This is a genomic window from Streptomyces triticagri (assembly GCF_003429565.1).
In the GTDB taxonomy this organism is placed as follows: Bacteria; Actinomycetota; Actinomycetes; order Streptomycetales; family Streptomycetaceae; genus Streptomyces; species Streptomyces triticagri.
On the sequence record NZ_QUAK01000076.1, the window covers coordinates 79864 to 95602 of the forward strand.

Annotated in this window: 13 protein-coding genes; 7 read left to right on the plus strand and 6 right to left on the minus strand. The window is 72.5% G+C overall.

Annotated elements, in window-relative coordinates; translation table 11 throughout:
• Positions 1-32: 32 nt before the first annotated feature.
• Positions 33-1652, minus strand: a complete 1620-nt coding sequence (locus DY218_RS14315; RefSeq protein ID WP_128556406.1) for a FadD3 family acyl-CoA ligase — start codon at positions 1650-1652, stop codon at positions 33-35.
• A gap of 215 nt (positions 1653-1867) precedes the next feature.
• Between DY218_RS14315 and DY218_RS14320 the strand changes: the two genes are divergently transcribed.
• From DY218_RS14320 to DY218_RS14330, 3 genes are all read left to right on the plus strand, one after another.
• Entirely contained in the window at positions 1868-3019 is a 1152-nt protein-coding gene (locus DY218_RS14320; protein ID WP_128556390.1) for a lipid-transfer protein, read from the plus strand.
• A 121-nt stretch (positions 3020-3140) separates the two neighbouring features.
• On the plus strand, positions 3141-3575 hold the full coding sequence (locus DY218_RS14325; RefSeq protein ID WP_128556407.1) for a Zn-ribbon domain-containing OB-fold protein: 435 nt from the start codon (positions 3141-3143) through the stop codon (positions 3573-3575).
• Positions 3576-3618: 43 nt separating this feature from the next.
• Positions 3619-4398: an enoyl-CoA hydratase/isomerase family protein gene (locus DY218_RS14330; RefSeq protein WP_128556391.1), complete on the plus strand. Its 780-nt coding sequence runs from the start codon at positions 3619-3621 to the stop codon at positions 4396-4398.
• 22 nt (positions 4399-4420) lie between these two features.
• On the opposite strand, the gene DY218_RS14335 is transcribed toward DY218_RS14330, so the two are convergent.
• From DY218_RS14335 to DY218_RS14345, 3 genes are all read right to left on the minus strand, one after another.
• On the minus strand, positions 4421-5647 hold the full coding sequence (locus DY218_RS14335) for a winged helix DNA-binding domain-containing protein (RefSeq protein WP_128556392.1): 1227 nt from the start codon (positions 5645-5647) through the stop codon (positions 4421-4423).
• A 161-nt stretch (positions 5648-5808) separates the two neighbouring features.
• Positions 5809-7449 (minus strand): amidohydrolase, encoded by a 1641-nt coding sequence (locus DY218_RS14340; RefSeq protein ID WP_128556393.1) that lies wholly within the window; start codon positions 7447-7449, stop codon positions 5809-5811.
• Positions 7450-7498: 49 nt separating this feature from the next.
• Entirely contained in the window at positions 7499-8044 is a 546-nt protein-coding gene (locus DY218_RS14345) for a TetR/AcrR family transcriptional regulator (protein WP_407703619.1), read from the minus strand.
• A gap of 169 nt (positions 8045-8213) precedes the next feature.
• On the opposite strand from DY218_RS14345, the gene DY218_RS14350 reads away from it, so the two are divergent.
• The 4 genes from DY218_RS14350 to DY218_RS14370 all read left to right on the plus strand — a co-directional run bounded on the left by DY218_RS14350 (position 8214) and on the right by DY218_RS14370 (position 13340).
• On the plus strand, positions 8214-9710 hold the full coding sequence (locus tag DY218_RS14350; protein ID WP_128556395.1) for a purine-cytosine permease family protein: 1497 nt from the start codon (positions 8214-8216) through the stop codon (positions 9708-9710).
• 134 nt (positions 9711-9844) lie between these two features.
• Positions 9845-10912, plus strand: a complete 1068-nt coding sequence (locus DY218_RS14360; RefSeq protein WP_128556396.1) for an agmatine deiminase family protein — start codon at positions 9845-9847, stop codon at positions 10910-10912.
• Positions 10909-11664 carry an urease subunit gamma gene (ureA, locus tag DY218_RS14365; RefSeq protein ID WP_128556397.1) on the plus strand — a complete coding sequence of 252 codons (756 nt, stop codon included), beginning with the start codon at positions 10909-10911 and terminating at the stop codon, positions 11662-11664. The genes DY218_RS14360 and ureA overlap by 4 nt, the downstream gene beginning before the upstream one ends.
• Positions 11661-13340, plus strand: a complete 1680-nt coding sequence (locus DY218_RS14370; RefSeq protein ID WP_128556398.1) for an urease subunit alpha — start codon at positions 11661-11663, stop codon at positions 13338-13340. The genes ureA and DY218_RS14370 overlap by 4 nt, the downstream gene beginning before the upstream one ends.
• A 60-nt stretch (positions 13341-13400) precedes the next feature.
• Here the strand turns inward: DY218_RS14370 and DY218_RS14375 are convergent, their stop codons facing one another.
• The gene (locus tag DY218_RS14375; protein WP_128556399.1) at positions 13401-14024 is read right to left on the minus strand and encodes a hypothetical protein; all 624 of its coding nucleotides are present in this window, start codon (positions 14022-14024) and stop codon (positions 13401-13403) included.
• 316 nt (positions 14025-14340) lie between these two features.
• Positions 14341-15739 (minus strand): outer membrane protein assembly factor BamB family protein (locus DY218_RS14380; protein WP_147336144.1); only part of this gene is annotated, 1399 nt, incomplete at its 5' end.

Here is a 15739-nt window from a genome sequence, read left to right on the forward strand (position 1 = left end):
ACACCGATCAACCGGGGCGAGCCCCCCCCCATTCACCCCACCCTCGCCCGCAACTCCCCCTTGACCAGCTTGCCGCTCGCATTGCGTGGCAGGTCGGGGAGGAATTCGATCTCGCGGGGGACCTTGTAGTTGGCCATTTCCCGGCGGGACCAGGCGATGACGTCGTCGGCGGTGAGGGTGGAGTGCGGGTGGCGGACGACGTAGGCGCGGCCGACCTCGCCGAGGCGGGGGTCGGGGACGCCGATGACGGCGACGTCGGCGATGTCCGGGTGCAGGCCGAGGAGTTGCTCTATCTCGGCGGGGTACGCGTTGAAGCCGCCGACGATGAACATGTCCTTGATCCGGTCGGTGATGCGGAGGTTGCCCTCGGTGTCGAGGACGCCGACGTCGCCGGTGCGCAGCCAGCCGTCCGGGGTGATGGCCTTCTTGGTCTCCTGCGGGTCCTCGAAGTAGCCCTGCATGACGTGGTGTCCGCGGACCATGACCTCGCCGGGGGTGCCGGGCGGTGCCTCCTCGCCGTCCGCGGTGACGATGCGCAGTTCGGTGTCGGGGATGGCGCGCCCGGAGGTGGCGGCGATGACCTCGTCCGGGTCGCCGCGGCGGCACATGGTGGCGATGCCGCTGGACTCGGAGAGGCCGTACGCGGTGAGGACGGTGGCGATGCGGAGTTCGGAGCGGAGGCGTTCGACCAGTTGGAGCGGTACGACGGCGGCTCCGGTGACGACCAGGCGCAGCGCGGTGAGGTCGTGGGAGTCGCGGGCGGGGTGGTCGAGGAGCGACTGGTGCAGGGTGGGCGGGCCGGGGAGTACGGAGATGGACTCGGCGGCGATGTTGGCGAGGACCGTGTCCACGTTGAAGACGGGCTGCGGGATCATCGTGGCGCCGCGCATCAGGCAGGCGATGATGCCGGCCTTGTAGCCGAAGGTGTGGAAGAACGGGTTGACGATGAGGTAGCGGTCGCCCTCGCGCAGGCCCGCGAGTTCGGACCAGACGTCGTAGCAGCGCAGGGTCTGGGCGTGGGTGATGATCGCGCCCTTGGGCCGGCCGGTGGTGCCGGAGGTGAAGACGATGTCGGAGGGCGAGCCGGACTCGACGGCGTCGGCGCGGGCGGTGACCTCGGCGCGGTCGATGCCGTCGCCGCTCGCCAGGAAGTCCTTCCAGGTGCGGAAACCGCCCGGTGCGTCGTCGGAGAGTACGACGACCTGTTCCAGGTGCGGGAGGGCGGGCAGCGGGCCCTCCCCCGGGCCTTCGCCGGGAGGTGGCTCCATGGTGGCGCGGCGCAGTGAGGCGACGTAGGAGGTGCCGAGGAAGGTGCCGGTGACGAAGAGGAGTCTGGCGCGGGAGCGGGAGAGGACGTAGGCCGCTTCGGCGCCCTTGAAGCGGGTGTTGAGGGGGACGAGGACGGCGCCGGCGGTGACCGCGCCGAGGGCGGAGACGATCCAGTCGAGGGTGTTGGGTGCCCAGACGGCGACCCGGTCGCCGGGCTCGACGCCGGAGGCGATGCAGGCGGCGGCGGCCTGCTCGACGCGTTCGCCGAGCTCCGCGTACGAGATGCGGGTGCGGCCCTCGACCACGGCCTCGCGGTCGCCGTAGCGCTGTGCCGCCGAGCGGACCAGGCGGGGGACGGTGCCCCATTCGAGGTCGCCCCGCATGGGGATGCGGGTGGCGGCCGCGGGATCGTGGCCCTCCCGCCCCGCGCCGCTCAGCCCTTCGCTCGTCCGGTCCGCGCGCTCCGCCGTCATCGAAAGCCTCCCATCCAAGTAGCCGGCAACCAGGTAGCTGACTATCCGTCAGATTAGCTGTAGCCTTCCCGGCTGTCAGCAGTGAAAGCCGGGCAACAACACGTCAGTTGATCGCGGAGGTGGGGATGTCGGCGACCCTCAAGGACGCTACGGCAATCGTCGGAATCGGCCAGACCGCCTTCGCGAAACAGCTGGTGGAGGACGAGAAGACGCTCGCCTGCCGGGCGATCCTGGCCGCGCTCGAGGACGCCGGCATCGCACCGGCCGAGGTGGACGCCTTCGCCTCGTACACCATGGAGGACACCGACGAGGTGGAGATCGCCAAGGCGATCGGCGCCGGTGATGTGACCTTCTTCTCCAAGGTCGGCTACGGGGGCGGCGGTTCGTGCGCGACCGTCGGCCATCTCGCGGCGGCGGTCGCGACCGGGCAGGCGAATGTCGGCATCGCCTGGCGCTCCCGCAAACGCGGCAGCGGTCCGCGCCCCTGGAAGAACACCCGGGCCCAACTCCCCACCCCGGCCCAGTGGACCCGCCCCTTCGGCCTGCTCCGCCCGGCCGACGAGATAGCCATGCTGACCCGCCGATACATGCACGAGTACGGCGCGACCCGCGACCACCTCTTCAATGTCGCCCTCGCCTGCCGCAACCGCGCCAACCAGAATCCGGCCGCGATGATGTACGAACGCCCGCTGACCCGCGAGATGTACATGACGTCCCGCTGGATCAGCGAACCGCTCTGCCTCTTCGACAACTGCCTGGAGACCGACGGCGCCCTGGCCGTCGTCATCGTCTCCGCCGACCGCGCCCGCGACTGCCCGCAGAGGCCGGTGTACGTCCACTCCGTCGCGCAGGGCCTGCCGTCCCAGCACCACGGGATGGTCAACTACTGGAACGAGGACCCGCTCAGCGGCCCGTCCTGGGCCGCGGCCCAACACCTCTGGAAACAGGCCGACTTCGGACCCGAAGATGTCGATGTGGCGCAGATCTACGATGCGTTCACCCCGCTCATCCCGCTCTCCCTGGAGGGGTACGGGTTCTGCGGGCGCGGCGAGGGTGCCGCGTACACCGAGGGCGGCGCCCTGGAGATCGGCGGCCGGCTGCCCCTGAACACCTCGGGCGGCGGGCTCTCCGAGGCGTACGTCCACGGCTTCAATCTGATCACCGAGGGCGTGAAGCAGCTGCGCGGCAGCAGCACCGCCCAGGTCCCGGACGCCGCCACCTGCCTGGTCACCGCGGGCGAGGGCGTACCCACATCCGCCGTACTGCTGAGGAGTTGAGCCGCCCATGACGACGATGAGGACGCCGACGGCGAAGACGGCGAAGACTGCGAAGACAGCGAAGGAGGCGACGACCGCGAAGACCGGGCCGACCGCGCCGCGGACCGTCACCGACGGCGGGCTGCTGCTCCCGGTGCCCGATGCGGACGGCGCGCCCTTCTGGGAGTACGCGGCCCGGGGTGAGCTGCGGGTGCAGGCCTGCGCGGCGCCGGACTGCGGCGAGCTGCGCTTCCCGCCCCGGCCGTGCTGCCCGCACTGCCGGTCCTTCGACAGCGAGTGGCGGCTGATGTCGGGGCGGGGCCGCGTCTGGTCGTACGTCCGCCCGCATCCGCCACTGCTGCCCGCCTACGCCGAACAGGCCCCGTACCACGTGATCCTGGTCGAGCCGGCGGACGCGCCGGGGATCCGGCTGGCCGGGAACCTGGTGAGCGCGGCGGGCGCGGCCCTCGACTCGGTCGATCCGGAGCGGCTGCGGATCGGCGCGCGGGTGCAGGTGGTGTTCACCGAGCTCGACGGGGTGGCGCTGCCGCAGTGGGTCCTCGAGCGGGCCTCATGAGGGCGGAGACAGTTGGGCGTGTCCGTGGGACGGTGGCTGCCGGATGAGTGTGACCGTACGGACCGACCGGGACTCCGGGGTCGCGGTGGTGACCCTGGACCGGCCCGCGCGGCACAATGCGATCGATCTGGACATGGCGGGCCGACTGGCCGACGTCTGGGCGGAGTTCAGATTCGACGAGACCGTGCGGGCCGTGGTGCTGACCGGTGCGGGCGAGCGCGCCTTCTGTACCGGCATCGACCGCTCGGCCGCCTCGGACGTGCCGCAGCCGACCTCGCCGTACTCGGTGGACGATCCGCTGCACTCGGTCGGCCCGAAGGCCGGCGATCTGTGGAAGCCGGTGATCACCGCGGTGAACGGTATGGCCTGTGGCGGCGCCTTCTATCTGATCGGCGAGAGCGAGTTCGTGATCGCCGACGAGCACGCGGAGTTCTTCGACCCGCACACCACGTACGGGATGGTCAGCGCGTACGAGTCGATGCTGCTTGCGCAGCGGATGCCGCCGGGTGAGGTGGCGCGGATGGCGCTGATGGGCACGGCGGAACGCATCTCGGCGCGGCGGGCGTACGAGACCGGGCTTGTCTCCGAAGTGACCGCGAAGGGTGGGGCGTTGGAGGCGGCCGTGCGGTGCGCCGAGACGATCGCCGGATATCCGGCGGAGGCGGTGCAGGGGACGGTCCGCGCGGTGTGGGCGGCGCGGGAGGCGACCCGCGCGCCGGCGTACGCGCTCGCGCCGCATCTGATCGCCCTCGGCAATCTGCCGCCGGACGAGCAGGCGGGGCTCTTCGGCCGGCGGGACGGCAAGGGCCACCGGGTGCGCTGAGCAGGCGCCGGGGCGTCCGCACTCACAGGTGCTTGCCGGCTTCCACCGGGCCGAAGGTCAGCGTGTGCACCGCCTCGAGGATCTCGCCCACCCGCTCGGCCTGCGCCTCCACCTCGGCGCGCCGCTTCCTGGTGGAGCGGCCGAAGAGCTCCACGGTGAGCGCGAGCTTGCGGCCCGAGCGCTTCTGGTGCCAGAGGCCGGCCACCTCACCGCCCACGGTCACCGCCTGTGTCGTACCGGCCTGTCCGGTCGCCGACAGGGCGCGCTCGGCGGCGCGGCCCGGGTGGATCAATTGCCGTGGTTGGCTGCCGACCAGGTACGCGTCGAAGTACGGCAGCAGGCGCACGGTGGGAGCAGGGGGCTCGGCGGGGTACGCGGGCTCGTCGGCGAGCTCGTACATGTCGTCGCCGGGAGTCGCGAACTCGGGTGCGACCGGGCGGAGTTCGTCACCCAGGGAGGCGAAGAGGCCGGTGGCCCAGGGGCGTGGTGCGCTCAGCCACCGGGCGAAGTCGCGGGGGCGCGCGGGTCCGTAGGAGCGCAGGTAGCGGCGGACGAGTTCGGCCAGGGCCCGTTCCGGGTCGGTCGGGTGCGGGACGCCGTCCGCCGGGCCGGGCAGCCAGCGATCCGGGCTGGTATAGGTGGTCTTGCGGCCGCGGTTCGGGCCGAAGCAGAGGGCTCCGCGGTGGGCGGCCACGTGCAGGGCCTGCCGCCAGCGCGGCCACATGCCGGTGAAGGCGGGCATCACGGGGTCCGCCGCCCAGTCGCCGGTGCGGGCGATCACCGCCTCGCTGAGCTCGTCCACAGTGAGCGGCTCGCCCTCGCGCAGGATCGCGGCGATCGCCTCGACCACCTCATCGGTCTGCCGCCCGTCCAGCCGGGCGGACCGGTCGAGCACGCTCGCCGGCATCGGTACGGCACTCAACGCGGCGGTCCACAAAGGGAGTTCGGCGGCGGGCAGCAGATGCACGGTGCCGCGCGGCCCGAACGTCTTGACCAGCGTCCGCTCCTCCCACAGCGCGTCCCGCACGTCCTGCCTGGTGGTGCCCTCGGTACGCAGCCCCACCGACAGCTCGGCCGCCGACATCACCTGGGCGTGCGCACCACCCATCGCGGCCACCACGTCCGGGACACGGCCGGCCGCGGCGGGCCGGTCGAGGAAGTGCCGGGACAGGCGCCTGGCGCAGACGTCCGCCCAGCCGGGCGCTTCGGTCGGGGCCCGACCGCCCGCTGCCGAGCCGCTGTCCGCCATGTGCGAGCGTCCTCCTGGAACCGTACGGGGCCGTGGGCGGGCGCCCACGGATGACGCCAGCGTGCCACGTCACGCCCGAGCGCCGGATCATGGCGCGGCGAACCACGACCCGCTCCCGGGCTCCGCGCGGCATGCTCCACCGGTCAGCCCAACTCCGCCGGTCAGCCCACCCCCGCAACCCGATGCGTCACGCGACCGCCAACTGCCGTGAGAAGTACGGGCACTTCGGCAAGGTCCGTGGCGGGTGTGGTGAGCGGGTCCGCGGCGAGGGCCGTGAGGTCCGCACGATGACCGACGGTCAGGCCGCCCGCCTCGTGGCCCTCGCCCGCGACGCGGGCCGGTGCGAGGGTGACGGCCCGTAGTGCCTCGAGGGCGGTCAGGGCCTGCTCGGGCCCGTGCGGCGGCTCGGTGAGGTCGCGGGTGGGGCGCCGGTGGCGGGCGCCCGCCATCACGGTGAGCGGCGGGTAGGGCGCGATCGGCCAGTCGGAGCCGAGCACCACATCGGCGCCCGCGTCCCACAGGTCGCGGCAGCGCCAGGCGCGGGCGGCCCGCTCCTCGCCGAGCCGCCGCGACCAGTTGTCGGTGTGGTCGGCTCGGGTGAAGTCGCAGCAGTGGGTGGGCTGCATGGAGGCGACCACACCGAGCTCCGCGAAGCGGGGCAGGGTGTCGTCGGGGACGGTCTCGATGTGCTCGATCCGGTGCCGGGCCCCGCCGGCCGCCCGGAGCCGCCCGTGCTCCGCCTGCGCCTTCTCGACCGCGTCGAGAGCATGCCGCACGGCTGCGTCGCCGATGGCATGCGTGGCGGTCGGCACCCCGGCCCGGTGCAGATCACGGACCACCCGGGTGTACGCCTCGGGGTCCGGCCAGAACGCGTGCGTCGACTCGCCGTGGCAGTCCGGGCGTTCCAGCCAGGCGGTGCCGTTGTCCACGGTGCCGTCCATGAAGAGCTTCACGCCGTCCGTACGCCACAGCCGGCCGCCCGCGCCCTGCTGCTCGATCAGGGCGCGCACCCCGTCGTCGTCGATGCCGGGCTGACACCAGGGGGCGACCCGCAGCCGCAGCGGCAGTTCGCCGGCCGCCTCGAGGTCGGCCAGGAAGGACAGGCTGTGCCCGAAGGCGTCCATCACATGACCGCCGGTCAGGCCCGTGGCGGCCATCGCGCGCAGTACCTCCGCGACGCGGCCGCGCTGCTCCTCGTACGTGGGCTGCGGGGCGGCGGAGGCGACGAGCTCGACGGCGGCGTCCTCCAGGAGGAGTCCGGTGGGCCGGCCCGCGTCGTCGCAGACGACCTCGGCGGCCTGGTCGAAGCTGCGCGGCCCGTCGACGCCGGCGATCTCCAGGGCGCGTGGACTCGCCAGTGCCGAGTGGGCGTCGAAGAGCTGCAGCAGCGCCGGGGCCTCGTCCAGTACGGGGGCCAGGGCGGCGGAGGAGACGGGCAGGTCGCCGAAGGCGTTCGGGTCGAGTCCCCAGCTCTGCAGCCAGGCGCCGGGGGCGAGTTCGCGGATTCCGGCGGCGAGGGCCTCGCGCACCTCGGCCAGGTCCGTACAGGCGGACAGGTCGAGGCCGTGGGTGAGTTCGGCGCCGTGCACGGGGTGGGTGTGGCCGTCCACGAAGCCGGGGGCGAGGACGGCGCCGGCCAGGTCGAGCACCGTCGTCGAGGCGCCCGCGAGCGCGCGGATCTCGCGGTCGTCGCCCAGAGCCGCGATCCGGCCGTCGGACACCGCGAGCGCGGTCTCGGGCAGGAAGCCGCCGGTGGCCGGGTCGAGCAGACGGGCGGAGAGCAGGACGAGGCTGGCTTGCACGGCGACTCCTGGTGGTGGGGGTCGAGGCGGTGGGGGTCGAGAGGGTGCGTCAGTCGTCGGCGGGCGGGTCCAACTCGCCCTCCCGCAGGCCGAGTTCCGTCTCGGCCGTGGTGATCGCCATCCGGGACACGGCGGGCGGATGGCTGGCGTTGCCGGTGTTGGCGTGCGCGGCGAGTCCGTCGATGACGACGATGATCCGGATGGCGGAGACGTACGGATCACCGGTGCGGAACTCGCCCCGGGCGACGCCCTCCTGGATCAGCCCGGCGAGGCGCTCGCGCCAGGCGGCCTCCTGCGCGGCGACCCGTTCGCGCAGCACCGGCCGGTAGCGGCTGAGGTGCCGGGCGTTGATCCACAGCTTGCTCACCGCGTGGTACGAGTCGCCGGTCGCGTCCGCGAAGAAGCGGGACAGGCGCCGTACCGGACTGTCGGGGTCCTGCTCCCCCGCGATCGGCAGCAGCGTGTCCAGCTCGCCGGTCGCGGCGCTGCTGAAGGCCTCGGCCACCAGCTCCTCGACCGCCGGGAAGTAGTGGCTGATGAGCCCCGGGCGGACGTCGAGCTGCTCGCCGATGCGCCTCAGGGTGATTCCTTCCAACCCCTCATTCAGTGCGACCGAGGCGGCTGATTCAACGATTTCCGCACGCCTCTGGGCCGGAGACTTACGGATTCGCTTGCGCGGAACGCTTGACGACATATCCCGGATGCTATTGAGTGTCCGACCAATAAGCAAGAGGTGAGGACGGCAACCACACCCGGAGGGGTCCATGACCGCCACCATTCCCGATCCGCACCCGGAGGGGGCCGGACCGGCGTCCGAGCCCACCCGCACCACCGGCGCCGGCCCCGGCGCACCACCCGTGCCCGGCCCCGACGACGCACCGAGCGCCACCCGTGTGGAGGTCCACGGCGTCGACCACATCCCGGACGCCGAACGGCACGGGAAGGCCCGGGAGCTGTTCTCGGTGTGGGCGGCGAGCCAGGTCAACTATCTGGGCCTGCTCGTCGGCGGCACCCTCGTCCTGATGGGCCTGAGCCTGTGGCAGGCGGTCGCGGTGACCTTCGTGGGCAGCGCCTTCTGGCTGCTCACCGGCCTGCTCGCGACCTCGGGCCCGGCCTCGGGCACCCCGAGCGAGGTGATCACCCGGGCCATGTACGGGGTCCGCGCGAACCGGGTGAACAACGCGGTCGTCGGCTGGATCATCTCCGTCTGCTACTTCGCCCTGAATCTGGCCGCCGCCGCGACCGCCGCCTTCGCGCTCGTCGAACGGGTCGGCATCCGGGCCACCACGGCCGTACAGGTCGTGGTCGTCCTGGTCATCGCCGCCCTCACCCTGGTCATCAGCGTGTACGGACACGGCATGATCATGAAACTGTATCTGCCGATCACCCTCGTCCTGTCCGCCGCCTTCGCCGTCGTCGCGGTCGTCGTGGTCCAGCACGCCGACTTCTCGTACACCCCCGCCGAGCCGCTCACCGGTGTGGAGCTGTGGGGCGCGATACTCGCGGGCGTGACCCTGATGGCGTCCGGGGCGCTCTCGTACACCACGAGTGCCGACTTCTCGCGCTATCTGCCGCGCACGACGCCGCCGCGCGCGGTGCTCGGCTGGACCGCGCTCGGCGCCTTCCTGCCCGGCCTGATCGTCAGCCTCATCGGCACCCTCGCCGCCACCACGGTCGACATGTCCGACCCGCAGACCGCGCTCGAGCAGATCCTGCCCGGCTGGTTCACGCCCGTCTTCCTGCTGGCTCTCGTCCTCGGCACGATCGCCATCAACGCCCTGACCGCGTACAGCGCCGGCCTCGCGCTGCAGTCCGTCGGCCTGCGCATCCGCCGCTCGGTCAGTGTGCTCTTCGACGGTGCGGCCGCGGTCGCCCTGACCCTGTACGGCCTCCTGGCGTCCAGCCTGCTCGACACCATCAGCAACGTCATGCAGATCACCGTCGTCCTGCTCGGCCCCGCGATGGCCGTCTACGCCACGGACATCCTGCTGCGCCGCAACCGCTACGACGGACCGGCGCTCACCGACGAGTCCCGGGGCAGCCTCTTCTGGTTCACCGGCGGCGTCAACTGGGCCGGCGTCACGGCCCTTTCGGCCGGTACGGCGGCGGCCGCGCTCTGTGTGAACTCGCTCTACACCGGACCGCTCGCCTCCGCCCTGCACGGCCTCGATCTCGCCCTGCCGGTCGGCATGACCGTCGCCGCGGTGGCGTACGCGGCCCTGGGCCGGCGGGCGATCCGGGCCACGACACCGGGCACCTGATTCGGACTCGGGCCGCTCCCTCCGTTACGTACGACCTGCACCACTCGCACTACTTGCACCACTCGCACTCCTTGCACCACTCGCACCACTCGCACCACTCGCACCACCTGCAAGAACCTCGGAAAGGACCCCTCATGAACTGGCGGATGCCGTCGGAAACCGACCCCCAGGAACGCGTCTGGACGGCCTTCCCGCCCAGTTCCTCGTACATCGGAGAGGGGGCCGATTCCGTCGACGCGGCGCGGCGCGTGTGGGCCGAAGTGGCGGGCGCGATCGTACGGTTCGAGCCGGTCACCATGCTCGTCGACCCGGCGGACCTGGCGATCGCCCGGCGGCTCGTACCCGCCGCCGTCGAGCTCGTCGAGACTCCCCTCGACGACGCCTGGCTGCGCGACACCGGACCCAGCTTCGTCCTGGACGAGGCGGGCCGGCTCGGCGCCGTGGACTGGGTGTTCAACGGCTGGGGACAGCAGGACTGGGCGACCTGGGAGAAGGACGCCGAGATCGGCCGGGCGGTCACGGGCCTGGCCGGCGCCGCCCCCGTCCCCTCCCCGCTGGTGAACGAGGGCGGCGGCATCCACGTCGACGGACTCGGCACCGCCCTGGTCACCGAGACCGTCCAGCTCGACCCGTACCGCAACCCGGGCCTCACCAAGGCCGACGTCGAGGCCGAACTGGCCCGCACCATCGGCGTGGAGCACGTCGTCTGGCTGCCGCGCGGACTGACCAGGGACAGCCGGCGACTCGGCACCCGCGGCCATGTGGACCTGCTCGCCACGATCCCCTCGCCCGGCCGGCTGCTCGTGCACACACAGCCCGACCCGTCCCACCCCGACCACGAGATCACCGAGAAGATCCTGGCCGTACTGCGGGACAGCAAGGACGTGAACGGCACCGCCTGGCAGATCACCGAACTGCCCGCCCCGACCGTGCTGCGCGACGCGCACGACTGGGTCGACTACAGCTACATCAACCACCTGGTCGTCAACGGCGCGGTGATCGCCTGCGGTTTCGCCGACCCGCGCGACAAGGAGGCCGCGGAGATCCTCGCGGAGGCGTATCCGGGCCGGGAGGTCGTCATGCTCGACGCCCGAGCGATCTTCGCGGCGGGCGGCGGGATCCACTGCATCACCCAGCAACAGCCGTGCGCGGAGCCTCAGTCGGGCCCCACGGACCAGGCAGGAGAGGACGTACCGGCATGAGGCTCACTCCGTCCGAACGCGACCGGCTGCTGCTCTTCACCACAGCCGAACTCGCCCGCGCCCGGCGCGCCCGCGGCCTGCGCCTCAACGTCCCCGAGACCACCGCGCTGGTCGCCGACACCGTCTGCGAGGCGGCACGCGACGGGGCCAGGCTCACCGAGGCGATGGCGGCGGGCCGGCGCGTGCTCGGGCCCGACGACGTACTGCCCGGGGTCGCGGACGTGGTCACCCGGGTCGAGGTGGAGGCGGTCTTCGACGACGGCACCCGGCTCGTCGTGGTGAGCGATCCGGTCGGCGGCGGACACGACGGCGAGGATGCGCCCGGTGCCGTACTGCACGAAACCCCCACCGAAGAACTGGAGTTCACGGATCTGCTGTCCCTGCCCGTGACCAACACCTCGACCGTGCCGATCAGCGTGACCTCGCACTTCCACTTCTTCGAGGTGAACCCGCGGCTGCGGTTCGACCGGGCCCTCGCGTACGGGCGGCGGGCCGCGCTGCCCGCCGGGGTCGCACTGCGCTTCGACCCCGGGCAGACCCGGCAGGTCGAGCTGACGCCGATCGCCGGCGAGCGGGTCGTGATCGGCTTCGCCGGACTCGTGGACGGGCACCTGGACGCACCGGGCGCGCGCGAGAAGGCGCTCGAACGGGCCCATGCCTGCGGCTACTTGGGCAGCGGCCAGGCGGGCAGCGAAAAGCCGGGCGACGCTTCGCACCACAGCTCCACCGAACACCCGGAAGGCCAGTCATGAGCATCGACGCCCACGCCTACACCGCCACCCACGGCCCGCGCCGCGGCGACCGCGTACGCCTCGGGGACACCGGGCTCGTCGTCGAGGTCGAGCACGATTCCGCGGAGCCCGGCCAGGAGTTCCTCGTCGGCTTCGGCAAGACCGCACGCGACGGGATGCACCTGCAGGCCGCCTCCGTACGCGAGACCTGCGACGTGGTGATCAGCAACGTCCTCGTCATCGACGCCGTACTGGGCATCCGCAAGGTGTCCATCGGCCTGCGCGAGGGCCGGATCGCCGCCGTCGGACGGGCCGGCAATCCGCACACCATGGACGGCGTGGACGTCGTCGTCGGTACGGGCACCACGATCATCCCCGGCGAGGGCCTGATCGCCACCGCGGGCGCCGTCGACACCCATGTGCACCTGCTCTCGCCGCGCATCATGGAGGCCTCCCTCTCCTCCGGCGTGACCACCCTCATCACCCAGGAGTTCGGCCCGGTCTGGGGCGTCGGCGTCAACTCGCCCTGGGCGCTCGGCCACGCCTTCGACGCCTTCGACGCCTGGCCCGTCAACATCGGCTTCCTCGCCCGGGGTTCGTCCTCCGGCGCCGCGCCGCTGACCGAGGCCCTGGTGGAGGGCGGCGCCAGCGGCTTCAAGGTGCACGAGGACCTGGGCGCGCACACCCGCGCCCTGGACACCGCGCTGCGGGTCGCCGAGGAGCACGACGTACAAGTGGCCCTGCACACCGACGGGTTGAACGAATGCCTCTCCGTCGAGGACACCCTCGCCGCGCTCGAGGGCCGCACCATCCACGCCTTCCACATCGAGGGCTGCGGCGGCGGCCACGTCCCCAACGTCCTGCGGCTCGCGGGCGAGGCGAACGTGATCGGCTCCTCCACCAACCCGACACTGCCGTTCGGCCGGGACGCGGTCGCCGAACACCTGGCCATGATCATGGCCGTGCACCAGCTCGACCCCGATCTGCCCTCCGACGAGGCGATGGCCCGCGACCGCATCCGCGAGGGCACGATGGGCGCCGAGGGGGTCCTGCACGACCTGGGCGTCATCCCCATCACCTCGTCCGACGCGCAGGGCATGGGCCGGGCGGGCGAGACGGTCCGCCGTACGTTCGCGATGGCCGGGCGCAACAAGGCGCAGTTCGGCTCGGTGAACCCACGCCACGACAACGACCGCGCGCTGCGCTACATCGCCAAGCTGACCGTGAACCCGGCGATCGCGCACGGCCTCGCCCACGAGGTCGGCTCCCTCGAGCCCGGCAAGCTGGCGGACATCGTCCTCTGGCGCCCCGACCACTTCGGCGCCAAGCCCGAACTCGTCCTGAAGGCCGGCTTCCCCGCCTGGGGCGTCACCGGCGACCCGAACGCCTCGGTGGACACCTCCCAACCACTGGTCCTGGGACCACAGTTGGGTGCGCACGGGGCGACGGCGGCGGAGCTCTCGGTGGCGTTCGTCAGCCGCGCGGCCGCCGAGGACGGCCACGACCGGCTCAGCACACGACGGCGACGCGTCGGCGTACGCGGCACCCGGGACATCGGCCCGCGCTCGATGGTCCACAACACCCGCACCGCGGAGGTCCGGGTCGCCCCGGCAACCGGCCTGGTCACGATCGACGGCGACCCGATCACCTCGTCCCCGGCAGAGGAAGTGCCGTTGAACAGGCTGTATTTCCTCTGACGCTGCAGGTGAGCGGCAGCGGTCCGGTGCGGACGGTGTTTTCGTGGCGCCTGCAGGCCCTCACGGGCCGCTGCTTCCCGGTGGGCGTTCCGAGGGCCGGGGCGCCTGCGCCCAGGTGTCGTCCTCCGTGGTCGGCTGAGTTCTGGTGCCGTCCTCGTAGCCGGCGGTGTACGGCGAGGGCTGCTGTGGGTGGTCCAGTGTGGGGACCGTCGGTGGGGGTTCGTAGGCCGTGGGTACGCCCTCGTCGACGCGGCGGCGGCGGGGCGGGCGGCGGCCCGACATGAGGAGTGCGCCGAGCAGCAGGACGAGTCCGCCGCCGAAGGCCTGGGCGACGCCGATGGCCAGGCCGTTGCCGTCCGCGTCGACGGAGAGGCTGCCCTGGGCCTGGCCCTCGCGGACCATCCACAGGATGGTGAAGCCGAGGACGATCACACCGGCCAGGGCGACCGTGAGCCGCGACCGCAGGACGACACCGAGGAGGGTGATCAGCGCGGCGACGACGAGCGGCAGGAAGATCGAGGCGAGCAGGCCGCTGCGGGTCTCGGTGACACCGTTCGCGGTGAACAGCTCGGTCAGCCGGTACTGGCGCCCGAGACGGCCGTCGTACCAGGCACGGAAGGGGCTGGTCACGGCGGCCGCCGCTCCGAGGAGGGCGAGAACCGCCCCGAGAATGTTCCGGACCATCGGCTGACCTCCTTGGCCTGCGAGGGCGCTGCCCGCTCGGGCCTCGACGCTACGCCCGGCGCCACGGCGCCGCATCATCTCGGGTATCCCCCGGCCCACGTCTCAGCCCGTCCGGCGCCATCCTTTTCGAGCCGGTCCGGCGCCATCCTTTCCACGCCCGTGCGGCGCCAGCCTCTCCAAGCCCGTGCGGCGGCAAATCAAGCCCGTCCGGCGATTGAGGACGAGGCCGCCAGGCCGATGCACGGGGCGCGCCCCAAGCCAAAGACGTCCTCAAACGCCGGACAGGCTGAGGGTGCCGAACCGGCTGAAACGCGAATCACGACGGCTTGGAAGCCGTCCCCGTCCCCTTCGCCGCGTCCAGCGCATACACACAGCGATCCTTGCTGCACGCATAGACGACCCCACCCCGGGCCACGGGCGACCCCGTGATCTCACCCCCGGTCGCAAGCTTCCACCGCAACTGACCGCCCACCGCGTCCAACGTGTACAGACAGTGATCCGCGGAGCCGAAGTGGAGTCGCCCCTCCGCCGCGACCGGCGAACCGATCACCTCGCCCCCCGACTGGAAGCGCCACTTCGGCGTACCGGTCACCGCATCGAGCGTGTACAGCCCGTTCCCACTCCCCACATGGACATGACCCCCCGTGACGAGAACCGGCTCGATCGAGGAGCGCGACTCCGTCGCGATGCGCCACCGGTCCCGCCCGTCCGCGGCGTCGAGCGCGTACACCGTGCCGAGGTAGTCGGCGAGATACACCCCGCCCCCGGCCACCGCCGGCCCCGGCGCGAACGCGGGCGGCGACAGGAACACCGCCGGCGACTCGAAGTGCCAGCGCACAAGCCCGGTCGCCACATCGATGCCGAGCACCCGCGTACCCGCCGCGATGTAGACGTTGCCGTCCTCGGCCTGGGTGATCCGCGCGGGGACCCCGCCGCAGGAGGCCGCGTCGCCGATCGGGTACGACCAGCGCTCGACCCCGGTGCGCGCCTCGACCGCCCGGAGCCGGGCGTCCTTCCAGACGTAGACCGTCCCGTCGTGGATGGCCGGCCCGGCCTCCGGCGTCTCGAAGTCGGTCTGCGCGCCGGTGATCTCCCACAGCTTCTCGCCGTTGGCCGCCTCCCAGCCCTGCACGCCGCCGCCCCGGGTACCGGTGACGATCGTGCCGCGGTCGGACTTGAGCGAGTACACCCAGGCCTCCGACTGCAGCCGCCACAGGTCGGAGCCGTCCTTGGCGTCGAGGGCGTACAGCGTCGGCCCGTCGGAGGCGTGGATACGGCCGTCCGCGACGGACATCGACCAGGCGACGTCGCGGGTCTTGAAGCGGCGCCGGCCGCTGCCGACGTCGAGGGCGTGCACCTCGAAGGAGGTGACGTAGACCTGGTCGCCGTCGACGTACGGGGTGCCCCACACGTCGTTCGACATCCGGAAGCGCCAGGGCCGCCAGGGCGCACCCTCGGCGGGCGGCGCGGCGGGCTGCGGCACCGCGGGCGGGGCGGTTGCCGGGGCCGGTCCCGTGCCGTTCACCGCGGGCCCCGCGGAACGCGCCCAGGACGCGGCGAGCACGTCCGGCTCCGCAGCCTGCGCGGCATGCATCCGGGCGTCGGCCACCCGCGGCCCCGGGCCGATCGGCACAGGTGATCCGGGGATGTGCACCGGCCCGGCGTCCGGAGCGGCGGGCGCCGGGGCCGGCCCGGCCCGCCACGCCGCGTCCCAG

Excerpts from the sequence above, each read along its gene's own strand:
- DY218_RS14315 (WP_128556406.1), bottom strand. The coding sequence starts at position 1,652 with ATGCGGGGCGACCTCGAATGGGGCACCGTCCCCCGCCTGGTCCGCTCG.
- DY218_RS14320 (WP_128556390.1), top strand. The coding sequence starts at position 1,868 with ATGTCGGCGACCCTCAAGGACGCTACGGCAATCGTCGGAATCGGCCAG.
- DY218_RS14330 (WP_128556391.1), top strand. The coding sequence starts at position 3,619 with ATGAGTGTGACCGTACGGACCGACCGGGACTCCGGGGTCGCGGTGGTG.
- DY218_RS14335 (WP_128556392.1), bottom strand. The coding sequence starts at position 5,647 with ATGGCGGACAGCGGCTCGGCAGCGGGCGGTCGGGCCCCGACCGAAGCG.
- DY218_RS14350 (WP_128556395.1), top strand. The coding sequence starts at position 8,214 with ATGACCGCCACCATTCCCGATCCGCACCCGGAGGGGGCCGGACCGGCG.
- DY218_RS14360 (WP_128556396.1), top strand. The coding sequence starts at position 9,845 with ATGAACTGGCGGATGCCGTCGGAAACCGACCCCCAGGAACGCGTCTGG.
- ureA (WP_128556397.1), top strand. The coding sequence starts at position 10,909 with ATGAGGCTCACTCCGTCCGAACGCGACCGGCTGCTGCTCTTCACCACA.
- DY218_RS14370 (WP_128556398.1), top strand. The coding sequence starts at position 11,661 with ATGAGCATCGACGCCCACGCCTACACCGCCACCCACGGCCCGCGCCGC.
- DY218_RS14375 (WP_128556399.1), bottom strand. The coding sequence starts at position 14,024 with ATGGTCCGGAACATTCTCGGGGCGGTTCTCGCCCTCCTCGGAGCGGCG.